Source organism: Shewanella sp. SR44-4, from assembly GCF_014163715.1.
Taxonomy (GTDB): Bacteria; Pseudomonadota; Gammaproteobacteria; order Enterobacterales; family Shewanellaceae; genus Shewanella.
This window is the reverse complement of sequence record NZ_JACJDU010000073.1, coordinates 1-13,194: the sequence shown is the minus strand read 5'-3', so window position 1 is coordinate 13,194 and position 13,194 is coordinate 1. Positions and strand designations below refer to the sequence as shown.

The 13,194-nt window shown below is 39.4% G+C and carries 8 protein-coding genes and 2 tRNA genes; 3 read left to right on the top strand and 7 right to left on the bottom strand.

All coding sequences use genetic code 11. The features are described 5' to 3' along the window. Positions 1–176: 176 nt before the first annotated feature. Entirely contained in the window at positions 177–2,321 is a 2,145-nt protein-coding gene (locus tag H5125_RS20675) for a bifunctional diguanylate cyclase/phosphodiesterase (RefSeq protein WP_182745270.1), read from the bottom strand. 1,045 nt (positions 2,322–3,366) lie between these two features. Then, positions 3,367–3,456: transfer RNA gene (locus tag H5125_RS20670), tRNA-Ser, on the bottom strand. Between the two features lie 274 nt (positions 3,457–3,730). Between H5125_RS20670 and H5125_RS20665 the strand changes: the two genes are divergently transcribed. Together H5125_RS20665 and fabA are read left to right on the top strand one after the other, a co-directional pair. Next, positions 3,731–5,470 (top strand): AAA family ATPase, encoded by a 1,740-nt coding sequence (locus H5125_RS20665; RefSeq protein ID WP_182745272.1) that lies wholly within the window; start codon positions 3,731–3,733, stop codon positions 5,468–5,470. Positions 5,471–5,545: 75 nt separating this feature from the next. Next, entirely contained in the window at positions 5,546–6,061 is a 516-nt protein-coding gene (fabA, locus tag H5125_RS20660) for a bifunctional 3-hydroxydecanoyl-ACP dehydratase/trans-2-decenoyl-ACP isomerase (RefSeq protein ID WP_011638105.1), read from the top strand. A gap of 96 nt (positions 6,062–6,157) precedes the next feature. Here fabA and rmf read toward each other — a convergent pair whose 3' ends face one another. The 5 genes from rmf to rlmKL all read right to left on the bottom strand — a co-directional run bounded on the left by rmf (position 6,158) and on the right by rlmKL (position 12,780). Continuing rightward, on the bottom strand, positions 6,158–6,334 hold the full coding sequence (rmf, locus tag H5125_RS20655; protein ID WP_011638106.1) for a ribosome modulation factor: 177 nt from the start codon (positions 6,332–6,334) through the stop codon (positions 6,158–6,160). A 251-nt stretch (positions 6,335–6,585) separates the two neighbouring features. Further along, positions 6,586–8,475: a DUF3466 family protein gene (locus H5125_RS20650; protein ID WP_182745268.1), complete on the bottom strand. Its 1,890-nt coding sequence runs from the start codon at positions 8,473–8,475 to the stop codon at positions 6,586–6,588. A gap of 25 nt (positions 8,476–8,500) precedes the next feature. Further along, complete coding sequence (locus tag H5125_RS20645) at positions 8,501–10,417, bottom strand: ABC transporter ATP-binding protein (RefSeq protein WP_101086605.1); 1,917 nt, start codon at positions 10,415–10,417, stop codon at positions 8,501–8,503. A gap of 1 nt (position 10,418) precedes the next feature. Further along, positions 10,419–10,655 (bottom strand): glutaredoxin family protein, encoded by a 237-nt coding sequence (locus H5125_RS20640; RefSeq protein ID WP_059744475.1) that lies wholly within the window; start codon positions 10,653–10,655, stop codon positions 10,419–10,421. Beyond that, positions 10,642–12,780, bottom strand: a complete 2,139-nt coding sequence (rlmKL, locus tag H5125_RS20635) for a bifunctional 23S rRNA (guanine(2069)-N(7))-methyltransferase RlmK/23S rRNA (guanine(2445)-N(2))-methyltransferase RlmL (RefSeq protein ID WP_182745266.1) — start codon at positions 12,778–12,780, stop codon at positions 10,642–10,644. The genes H5125_RS20640 and rlmKL overlap by 14 nt, the downstream gene beginning before the upstream one ends. A 295-nt stretch (positions 12,781–13,075) precedes the next feature. Here rlmKL and H5125_RS20630 point away from each other — a divergent pair. Continuing rightward, positions 13,076–13,151: transfer RNA gene (locus tag H5125_RS20630), tRNA-Met, on the top strand. Positions 13,152–13,194 lie beyond the last annotated feature (43 nt).

Genomic DNA, 13,194 nt, shown 5'->3' with positions numbered 1-13,194 from the left:
CGGCTTGTTTAAGGATTGCTAGGATTTGGCTGTCGCTAAATTTTGATGTTTTCATGCAGAATCTCCCTGCGTATATATTACGAGAAAATTCTACTTTTGAAATCTACTATTTTTAGGGGGGATTACCTATGCTTTCACACAAAGATCAACACACACTAAAGACTAACTCATAACGCTCATTTACAAATCCAAGGAGGAGACGCATTCCATAAATTAATCCACTCAGGGATTGAGCTTGCTGGCATTGGCCTTGCTATACCGAAACCTTGTGCTAATTGACATCCCATTTTGAGTAATTGCCGACCATGCTCTTGGGTTTCAACCCCCTCTGCTATCACAGAACGACCGAAGGTCTTCGATAATTCAATGACACTTTTTACAATGGCTTGATCGTCCATATCATCTAACATGTCAATGACAAAAGATTGATCTATTTTTATAATATCAGTCTTTAACTTTCTCAAATAGCTTAAAGATGAATACCCCGTACCAAAATCATCTAACGAAAAACGTATCCCTAACTGTTTACATTGACTAATAACCTCAGCGATGTGCTGAGTATCTTTAATAATACTGGATTCTAAAATTTCAAATTCAAGCTGACCCGCTTGAAAACTCGTGTTGAGAAATAAGATTTCATTTAATTGTTTAATGAAATCTTCATGCTGAAGTTGTAATGGACTGACATTGACACTGATAGGTATAACTATTCCTAAGCGTCGCCATTCATTATGCTGCTTTATTGCCTGGTCAATTACCCATTTACCTAACTCAATTGCTAGAGGCTCTTCTTCAATGTAGGGCAAAAAGCGAAAGGGTGACAAAAGACCTTCTGTCGGATGTTGCCAACGAATAAGGGCCTCTAAACCTATAATATCATTAGTTTCCATATTAATTTTGGGTTGGTAGAATAACAAAAACTCATTGTTATTAAATCCATTGCTTATGTATTCTAACTCTCGATACTGGAGTTTTATCGCTACATCATTTTCAAAGTCAAATTCATGAATGCAATTCTTTCCCTGCTCTTTAGCCCTATACATAGCCTGATCAGCATGACGAATAAGTATGTCTGGGTAACTATTATCCTGTGGGAAAAATGTCACTCCAATACTCACAGTTATAGAAAGGCGCTTATTTTCAATAATAAATATTTCTGTAATTGAAGAAAGTATTCGCTGTAATATTTCTGTTGCTTGATGATGACAGTCTAAATCATCAAGAATCAAAACAAACTCATCGCCACCAAACCTAGCAAGAGTATCATCCTCTCGTATTGCAGTTTTAAACCTATTTGCAACAAGGCAAAGAAACTCATCTCCTATATCATGACCGTAAGCATCATTTACCTCTTTAAAGCCATCCAAGTCTAGGAAGGCTATAGCTATTTGTTTGCTATTACGCTGCGCTTTGATAAGCGCTTGCTGCATTCGATCAGCTAACAAATTTCTGTTTGGCAAATGTGTTAGTGGATCATAGTTGGCTGCAAACTTTAACTTCTCATTTACTTCTTTTAATACCTGATTACTTTTTTCAAGTTTGCGTTGATTATTTTTTGCGTCGGTAATATCTTGAAATATACCACTTAATTTTTCAGCAACACCATCGACATACGTGATATGACAAGTCGTTCTAACGTCAATCTTTCGTCCTTTGGTGGTATAAGTTTCAAGCTCTAAGTCGTACTCTTCGCCAAGTTGAATCGCAGCATCAAGCGCTTCTTGGAATAATTTTTTGGAATCGGGTAATAAATAACTTACCCCCATTTCAACGGTAGGAATATATTCTTGCGGAGTTGTTTCATAAATTCTGTAAGTTTCATCTGTCCAAATCAAGTCACCGTTATGCAAGTTGAGTTGCCAGCCACCTAGCTTGCCTATCTCTTGAGATTCTCTCAATAACTCGGTTGTGGTTGCAAGTAGTTCTTCCTGCCGCTTACGAAAGGTTATTTCTTGGTGCATGCCAATCATTCGTGTCGGCTTGCCTTCAACATCCCATGCAATAGCTTTGCCTGTAGACAATACCCAAACATAATGACCGCTTTTGTGTTTCATACGAACTTCTAACTCACAAAGTTCGCTTTGGCCTTGACAATGATAGTCATAATTTTTAATTGCTCTAGGCAAATCATCTGGGTGCAATACATCTAGCCAAGTTTGGTAATCAACAGGCATTAACTCCGATAAGGTATATCCTATAATCTCAGCCCAACGTTCATTACAAACAAGACCATCATTTTCAACACGCCAATCCCAGACGCCAACATTAGTCGCATCTAAAACTAACTCATTAACCTCTTGGCTTATCGTATTCTTGTGCATGGCCTTTATACTGTTTGGGATAAAAAGTTATGGATTAATCAGCTTTTGTAAATAAGAACTTTTTGCCTTTTAATCAATCACAAAAGTCTACTTATTACTGTTTTTTAACTTCAATACTAAAACAGTTTTAACGAACAGATATTCTTTAATATAAGGTAAGCTTGATTAAGTATCAAAGCAAATCACTTAGTTAATGAGCGAAAAAAATATTAATAAAACGAAAAACAAAATGAGATTAGAGCTTCAGTTTTTTACACTATATCCAAGACCTAAACGGTAGAAAACACTGTGCCACCCATCATCTGAACAAGTAACATAGCTCATTTCCATTGCTTTGGCGACAGCTCTGCTCGATGTACTCAATTCATCAACTTCAATCGACACATCCAAAAACTATATTTGAATTAGTAACTTATCGATAACCTACGAAATTCAGCACAGCTGAGAAACTTGATAGCCATCAAATATGAGGATGAGTTGTGTTTTTTGGAGGGGATTCTTAAACGCACAGCCTGCGCTGGCAATTTGTGGTGCCTTGTCGTCGTTTTCGGTATCAATGCTCACAATATTCACTTAATGCAGGTAAAGCTCAAAATTGTTAATGAGGATGGATAGCTTGCTTTTCATAAAGAGGAGCCTTTGGGCTCAAAATCCTATCTTGCGCCCCAATAAATAAGCCTTATATTTGTCGGTTTGGCATTTGGTCTTGAATCTAAAAGAGGGATAGCTTGCTTTTAATAAAGAGGAACCCGGGGGTTCAGAGCCCTATCTTTCACCCAAATAAAAAGGCCTTATATTTGTCGGTTTGGCATTTGGTCTTGAATCTAGAAGAGGGATAGCTTGCTTTTAATAAAGAGGAACCCGGGGTTCAGAGTCCTATCTTACGCCCAAATACATAGGCCTTATATTTGTCGGTTTGGCATTTGGTCTTGAATCTAGAAGAGGGATAGCTTGCTTTTAATAAAGAGGAACCCGGGGTTCAGAGTCCTATCTTACGCCCAAATAAAAAGGCCTTATCTTTCGATAAGGCCTTTTTATTTGAATGTGGCGGAGGGATAGGGATTTGAACCCTAGAACGGGATAAACCGTTGCCGGTTTTCAAGACCGGTGCATTCGACCACTCTGCCATCCCTCCGAACGGGCTGAATAATATAAGTAACTCGTTTGCTTGTAAACCATAAAGTTAAAAAAAACACCTGAGTGCATAGCATTTAATCAGCATGCTCATATTTTTGTCATCATCGAGACTTTTTTAATCAACACAAAACTCGTTGGCGACTCTTTTATGGACTTGAATCACTTCAACAACACCAGGTAAGCTAGAAGAGTTGAATCTGCTAAGGCTTTTGTGGTGCTTTATGCTAATATCATCTCATTATTTTTCGTTGTCGCAGCTAAATTACCACTATATGAATTCAACGCTACTGCCTAGTGCCAAACTCGCTCCTCAATATCATTTACCTGATGCATCGACTTCAGTTTCTTTTCCAAGTCATATACTGCTTGGTCAAGAACGAGTGGTTGAAACATTCAAATTAATGAGCAAAACAAATTCGCAACATTTATTTCTTGCTGATTTTTTAGGGGTAGATAGATCACTATTTATTGATGCGTTGGTAACTCAAGCTAACACGCCTTCAAATCATTACCTTGTTGCGACTAAAAAACAGCAAGAAGATGCAGATATTCAGTTTAAGTGGCAACAAACACTCCCTCCTGAACATGTCGGCATTATCGCTAAACAAGAATCATTGTCTTGCTATTTACAAGGGACTATTCGCCGTGCTGATTTGCTCGGTAGAATGCTTAAAACGGATAAATCCAGTGTTTATAAACCTGGTGCACTAGCCAAAAATCATTTCGTGTTTATTTGCTTAGCATCATTATGGCAGCGCGAGAGTTTGTGGGATTTGTTGATGCAAATTATCCACGATGGCTTTTATCGTATTAATAATGAGTTAACTCCTATTCCACTGAATTGTAAAATTGTACTTGTGGGCTCTGGTTTATCGTATAGCCAGCTTAGAGTTGAAGACCGAAATTTTAATCGCCATTTTCCATTGCTGGCTGAAATGAGTAATGAAGTTGATCTAACACAGCATCCTGAATCGTCTTATGTGCAATGGTTGAACGTGCTTGCCCAAGCAGAATCTGTTGAATTAGAACCATCAAGTTTGTTACCGTTATTTTGGTATAGCTCTCGTTTGGTTGAACATCAACAACGCTTAAGTTTAAGTATGTTGGAGTTTAGGCAACTATTAGGTCAAGCAAAAGTATATTCAGGTCAAGCTACATTGAATGCTGCAGCTATAGCTAAAGCACTGGAAAAATTAAAATTCCGTCACAATAGCTCTGAAATATATTCGGCTCAAAGTTTTGATGATAATTTTATAAACCTGCCAACTAAAGGCGCTATGGTAGGTCAGATTAATGCCCTTACGGTTATTGATACAGGCGATTATACCTATGGTGAGCCTGCCCGTATTACCTCATCAGTGCATTATGGTGATGGCGAAGTGGCAGATATTGAACGAAAATCAGAGTTGGGTGGCAATATTCATGCAAAAGGCATGATGATCCTATCTGCTTGCTTGTACCGTATTTTTGGTCGTGACGCGCCTCTTCATTTGAATGCAAATATTGTATTTGAACAGTCTTACCAAGAAATTGATGGTGATAGCGCTTCACTCGCCGAGTATTGCTGTTTAATGTCTGCGATAGCTGAACAACCGATTATCCAAAGTTTAGCGGTTACAGGCGCATTAGATCAGTTTGGCAATGTACAAGCGATTGGTGGTGTGAATGAGAAAATTGAAGGTTTCTTTAATTTATGTCAACGCCGCGGTTTAACGGGTGAACAAGGTGTTATTATGCCTAAGGCCAATGTATTACAGCTAAATCTTGAACCTGCTGTGATTGAAGCCATTGATAAAGGATTATTTCATATCCATGCAATTGAGCATATGGATCAAGCAGTTGAACTGCTGATGCAAATGCCTGCTGGAGTCGCGAATGAAGATAACGACTTTGCACCAGACACGCTTTACGGATTAGTACAACAACGTTTAGATAAATTAGCCGGACAAGATGATGATGACGTGGAACTGAACTTTTTTGCTAAATTGTTAGCTAGATTGCACATTATTTAGTGATCGGAGTTGTTTAGCTTACACGTGTTCGCTATCTTGTTAGTATTATCAGTCAATTAAGTGGTATCGATTTAAATGGAAAAAGCTAATAGTTTCACTAAAGAGCAACTTGTCGCATGTGGTCATGGCAATCTTTTAGGCCCAAATAGACCGCGCTTACCTGTCGACAATATGTTGATGATTGACCGTATCATTACCATAAATGAAGATGGTGGTGCATTTGGTAAAGGTGAAATAATTGCCGAACTCGATATCACACCCGATCTATGGTTTTTTGATTGCCACTTTATCAGTGACCCAGTAATGCCTGGTTGTTTAGGTTTGGATGCTATGTGGCAACTTGTTGGTTTCTTCCTAGGCTGGGAAGGCGCTGAAGGTAAAGGTCGAGCATTAGGCGTGGGTGAAGTGAAATTTACCGGCCAAGTATTACCTGATGCAAAGAAAGTGACTTACAAGCTTAATATTAAACGCAAAATTCACCGAAAATTGGTTATGGGTATAGCTGATGCCACGATGGAAGTTGATGGTCGTCAAATCTACTCAGCAACTGATTTAAAAGTAGGTATTTTTAGTGATACATCAACTTTCTAGTTAACGCCACTTTACTTCGAAATACGTTGAAAATGTAGCTTAATGCCCTCCGATATACTTCGCGAGGGCATTTTATTAAGTGTTACTTATTAAGTACTACTTGTTAAATAGGCCATTAAGACGACCGTCAATACCTTCACGCCATCCGCCTAACCATTGAGACCGTGAATCCAGATTCGAATGGGGACAAACCTCCTTAGAACGCCCTCCTACTCCGGCTTGAAATCCTTTTGAAAATGCTCTGTCTAAACGATCTCTTTTCTGTCTTTTCATGCATGAGTCCTCTTCAGTAACAGGCTTTTGTTTGACATGATAAAGCTGAAGCCTTGCATATAGAAATAGATCGTTTTTTAACCAAAATCAACCAAAAAAACCATCATTTTAATGATCTTTTATTAAGGTATTGAGAATTAGGTTAAAAAAAATCGAGGAATATTTCCTCGATTTTTTTATGGTTCTAGACTACCCCCTGTTTGAGGTGCTAGATGACGGTGACTACACTGAGTCTATGATGACAGTTAAGCCTATTTTTTTACTCTGCGACGCAACCATAATAATGGCAGAGTGAACAACCAAGCAAAACTGGCTGCACCTTGACGCACATAAGCCACTTCTTCAACTGTGTCTGAAGTCGTACATGCTTCACCAGAGGTTGGTTTCAAAATAACCATTCGCGGTAAATATGCTGTTACTGGAGCACCGTTCCCATCTAATTCAAATAGCGGTAGGTTATTTTCACCGACAAGCACATTACCAGTAGTTGCATCGGTTTGATATTGTGGCTTACGAATAAACGCAGTCCCTACAATAGTGCCGTCTTCATTGATGCTATTGGCTTCTACAACTTGAATATCGGTGTTATAAGTTAATATTTCACCAGTACCATCTTGAATACTCACTTGATGACGAGCCCACTCTCCATCAGTATTCTGTACATAGCCTTTAGAACCACAGGTAAGGAGATCGTTTAAATTAGAAAATTCGCTAGTACTATTTTCAAATAAGAAGCCCACTTTTGGACGAGGCTTTTCTTTGTCGTAAGTTGATTCAACATAACCGACAACTTGTCCTTTATTGTTGATATCTTTAGGTTTGCTACTTAAATCTGACAATGTGGTTTGGAAGTCATTCGGCGTAACAATCCCTTGTTCTGGATTGTTAGTGTCTAATGTGAAGAATTTGTCACGTAAATAACCACCAATATATTTACGATAACTGCCGACTAAAATACCATTATCATTAATATCATACGCAATAGAGCTTGTGACTTCATTCTCCATATCTACCCAATTATATTGATATTCACCATTGGCATTCTTTTTCCAGTAAGCAGCATCAAAATATAATTTATCGGTGTCGCCGTTACGATAAACATGTGAGCGGCCAGCAACATCATCGTCGCTGTTAACACCTAATGCTTGGGCGGTGTAAATTAGCGTTGAATCCGTTGCAGGAGTTAAGCCTAACGGTAATTCAGTACGCTCAGGTACACCGGCATCGTCTATGTTATTTAAATCCCATACTAAAGCGCGTGTTTGATAAATAATATAACGACGGCTGTTAGTGTCTGGATACTGAGAATCTTGAACACAAATAGCGAGCGGCGTAGGATTATCTGCATCGGTGTCTTCTGCACTTGTAATACAGGTATCTACACGGTCAACACTTGATGAAGCCAATGCGGTACTACCATAACCAACAACAAGATTATTTTCATTTACATCGGCTGCAACAGACGAACCACCTAACTCAACGGTAGCTGCACTAGTGTCAGCATCTTGTTCACGAACATAGGTTGTGTAAGGAGGTAGTAATGAAAATTCAACATCATCTTTTACTGCAATGGCACGAAGTTCAAAATCACGATAATACCAAAGCTCTTGTGTTGTGCTTGTACCTTCATAAGCCAAGGTCTTTTGCTCACCAGTATAAGCACCCACTTTGGTGCCATTACTGTTAAGACCATAGAAGAAGGTATCAATTGAATTAACAACCAGTTCACCATCACTGTCTACGTCAGTAGGATTAGTCGTACCAGCTAGGCTATAAAATGAAGGCTTCCAAGCGCCTTCAGCGGCATTTGCACTGGTAGTGACAGTGAAGTTATTTGCCTCTATTGGTGTTAATACTGAATAGGTAATCTCTTCTGCATCAGAAATACCATCTTCAACATCAATGATGCCGCCTTCAATGTCTTCGGTACTAAGTTTCTTTTTACCTTTTGAAATACCGACAACTTCATCTTGACTGTTCACCGCCATGGCATAGCCATTACGTGTACCGTCAATAGTGCCATTTAGGTCGAAATCTTCAATATTAACAATTTCATATACTGGCGCAGCTTGAACTGTTCCAATCACACTTAATACACCTATCGCAACAAGGGATAAGGCTTTATCAAACTTTAACTTCATGTAACTATTCCTGTTTTATTATGCTTTACTTCAGTGACTCAAGCTCTTCCCATCGCTCGAAGCAAACTTCTAAATTCTGTTCTTTTTCTGCCAACAACTGCAGTGTTTTATTGACCAAATCCTGCGGTTGATTATAAAAATCAGCACCCGCTATGGTTTGCTGCAATTGGGCAATATCTTGCTCGAGCTGTTCCATTTGGCTCGGAAGCGTATCTAATTCTTTTTGCAATTTGTAAGACAGTTTTTTGACTGCTTTCTCAGGGATACTGACAGGCTTTGTTTCAACCACTGCGGTAGGTTGGACAACATTAGTTGCAACAGGTTCCTCAGAATAAAACTTTGCACCTTGAGCAACAGCATCTTGGTAACCACCAACATACTCAGCCCATTGTCCATTGCCCGCAAACCACCAACTGCTGGTAACGGTATTGTCGATAAATGCTCTATCGTGGCTCACGATAAGTAATGTACCAGCAAAATCAGCAAGCAGTGACTCTAACAATTCTAACGTCTCAATATCAAGATCGTTTGTTGGTTCATCGAGAATAATTAAATTGGCAGGGCGTAATAATAATCTCGCCAATAACAAACGGTTCTTCTCGCCACCAGAAAGTGCTTTTACCGGAGTACGAGCACGCATTGGCGAGAATAAGAAATCTTGTAGATAACTAAGAATATGTCGATCTTGGCCATTAATTGTGACGGTACTTTTACCCTCACCAACGTTTTCTTCTACTGTTTTTTCTGGGTCAAGCGCTTCACGATACTGGTCAAAATAGGCAACGTCTAGCTTAGTACCGACTTTAATTTCGCCAGATTGAGGCTGTAGCTTTTCAATTAACAGTTTGATTAGCGTTGATTTACCGCAACCATTTGGGCCAATTAACGCGATACGGTCACCACGTATGACAGTAGTACTGAAATCTTTAACTAAATTTTTATCAGGCAAATTATAGTTAACATTTTTAATATCAAATACTAACTTACCAGAGCGTTCGTTATCAGATACCGACATTTTGGCGTTACCTTGACGGTTTAAGCGTTCACTACGTTCGGTACGTAGTGCTTTTAACGCTCGAACACGACCTTCATTTCGAGTACGTCGCGCTTTAACACCTTGGCGGATCCAGGTTTCTTCGTCGGCAAGTTTTTTATCAAAATGAGCGTTTTTCTCAGCTTCAACTCGTAACCATTCTTGCTTACCATCTAAATAAACTTGATAGTTACCTGGAAATGAGACCACGACACCACGATCTAAATCGACGATACGCGTTGCCATTCTTTGAATAAAACCACGGTCATGGCTTACAAATACGATAGCGCCTTTAAAGCTTAATAAAAATTGCTCTAACCATTCAATGGTATCGATATCTAAATGGTTGGTAGGTTCGTCAAGCAGTAATAAATCAGGATTAACAACAAGGGCACGAGCTAACGCCACTTTACGCTGCCAACCACCAGACAATTCATTTAATGGCTTATCCGGATCTAGACCTAATAACTGACAGTTTTGGATAATGCGTGAATCTAATTGCCAGCCGTCATTGTGATCTAACACTTCCTGAAGACGTTGCATTTGATTCAGCATACGGTCCATCTGCTCAGGATTAGCATCTGCAACATCGTGTGATAATTGATGATACTGTTCTAACGCTTCACCTATTTCTTTCAAACCCGCTGCTATATAAGAGTAAACCGATCCGGTTTCTGCTTTAGGAGGGTCTTGCTGTAAACGACTGACGTTAACGTCATTTGCAATATTAAACTCACCATCATCAAGTAATACATCACCTGATAATACTTTCATTAAACTTGATTTTCCGGCGCCATTACGCCCAACAATACACACGCGCTCACCAGGTTCAATGGTAAAATCTGCATTTAGCAGCAAAGGAATGTAACCGTAGGCTAACGAGCCATTATTAATGCGTACCAGACTCAATCTAAACTCCTAAAAATTCTTGTAATTGTGCGGCATCGAAAGGCCAGAATAACTCACGTTCGCCCTGTACAAATACAGGAATGCTCATGCCATAACGCTCTGCAAGTGATGCGTTATCACAAATATCGATGTGCTGATAATGTATTGCGGTTTGATCAACCAATTTTTGAGCTATTTCACACAGATGACAACCCTCGGTGTGAAATAGCACATAGGCGACTGAACTATTTTTTAGCATGAGTCAGTAGCCAAACATTATGGATATGTGGATTACGTTTATAATCCAGCGGTAAACATAAATGGTCGATATTAGTCACGTCGATACCTGCTTGGTTCAACGCCTCGATATCCATTTTAAATTTACGTTTGTTGTTTGAGAAAATAAGCTCGCCATTTGGAGAAAGTAGCTTAATCAACCCACCTAACATCTCTGCATGATCGCGTTGTACATCCCAGCTGTCTTCCATACGTTTTGAATTTGAAAACGTCGGTGGGTCGATAAAAATGAGTTCATATTTCTGATGGCTATTATCTTTTATCCACTGCAAACAGTCTGCTTGAATAAAGTCGTATTTAGCCCCAGACAAACCATTTAAGGCAAAGTTTTCTTTGGCCCAATTGATGTAGGTATTAGACATGTCGATGGTAGTAACTGATTTAGCTCCGCCGATCGCAGCATGTACTGATGCAGACCCAGTGTAAGCGAATAAATTAAGGACATTTTTGCCTTTTGATTTATCGCCAACCAGTTTACGTGTAACTCGATGATCAAGGAACAAACCCGTATCGAGATAACCGGTTAAGTTAAGTTTAAATTTAGCACCATATTCTTCAGTGATAACTTCAACTTTACGTTCGTCAATTTTTTGATATTGGTTAGCGCCCTTCTGACGTTCACGAGTTTTCAAGGTGATACGATCAGGATGAATCCCTAACGCCCCAGGCAAGGCTAATAGCACATCACTAATACGGCGTTTAGTCACCGCTTCAGGAATAGTTGCTGGAGCTGAATATTCTTGAATAACAACATAATCGACGTATCTATCAATGGCGACGTTGTATTCAGGTAAATCAGCATCATATAAACGATAACTGTCTATGCGCTCTTTTTTAGCCCATTTTTCAAACTGTTTAACATTCTTTTTAATACGATTCGCAAATGCTGGCGCAATATCGATAATATCAACACCGTCAGGCAATTCAGGCACGTCGCGGCGGGTACTGTTGGCGTGTAAGGTATAAATGTTAAAAGCACATTCTAATGCGCCGTTGAACATTTTCATCTGCTTGTCAGCTTTTAGTTTAAGCGATGATATAAGTTCAACATCACTGCACAACATAGCTATTTTCCAGCCACCAAACTCTTTTTTAAACTTATCACCGAGTTGGTAATAAAGTTGTAAAAGCTCAGTAACATTACCCAAACGCTCACCGTAAGGCGGGTTAGAAATCAAAAAACCTTCGCTTACAGGAGGTGTTACATCGAGTGCATCTGACACGCTAAATTCAATTAATTCAGCTACACCAGCATTCTCAGCATTGCGCTTAGCGATAGAAATCAGGTGAGGTTCTATGTCTGAACCGTAAAACTTAAGCTTACAACGAGTTTTGCCCAAGGTTGCACGCGCTTGAGCTTCGTCAAAAATAACCTGCCACATTGCTTTATTGTGACTTTGCCAATTTTCGAAACCAAATTTCTCACGTTTTAGTCCAGGTGCAATATCAGCAGCCATTAATGCCGCTTCTATTAATACCGTGCCACTGCCACAAAATGGGTCAAGCACAGTAATAGGATTAGCTTGCCAACCACTGCGAACCAACATATTGGCAGCGAGGTTTTCTTTTAATGGTGCTTCACCCGTAGTTGAACGGTATCCGCGTTGGTGTAAAGAAGCGCCTGAGAAATTCATTGAAATAGTCAGTTGACCATTACGATAATGGGCATCAATTTTAAAATCTGGATTGACACGTTCTACATCGGGACGAGGAGTACCATCATCACGAAAACGGTCAACTACAGCATCTTTAATTTTCAGCGCACCAAATTGAGTGTTATTAATGAAACCACCCGTGCCGTGAAAATCAATACTGAAGGTTTTTTTATGGGAAAAATGCGATGGCCAATCAATGCAGTATGCTGCGTTATAAAGTTGCTCTGCAGAATCACAAGCTCCTTTATAGATGACTAATACGATACGGCTCGCTAAACGAGTCCATAATGTAATGCGATAAGCCAGCTCTAATGAAGCAGAAAAATATACTCCAGCAACACTTTCTTTAACGTCGGTTGCTCCGAACTCTTTAAGTTCAGAAGCAAGGCTATATTCGAAACCCTTTGGGGCTGCAGCAAAAAAATTAAACATGTATTAGTCAGTCATCGGTTACGCAAAATTCAGTGCAGCATTATACCTGCTCAAACACATAACCCCAACGACTTATCGAAATGGACGGTTAAAATCCCTTATTTTTGGGTTAATTTGGCAATATCGTACGATAAAGCAGTGACTCGCTTATTTTACCAGCAAACAAATAGCTATCGCCTAGATTTTACTTGCAAATATAAACGGGGATCGCTATAGTTCGCCCCGCTTTGAAGCAGACCGTTAAACACGCTAACTAGCCAGTTTAATAAGATGAATTAAAGCAGCGTCAATCGGACGCGGGATGGAGCAGTTGGTAGCTCGTCGGGCTCATAACCCGAAGGTCGTAGGTTCAAGTCCTACTCCCGCAACCATTTCTTTAGTCAATAGAATTAAAATAATTGATAGCGTTTATCG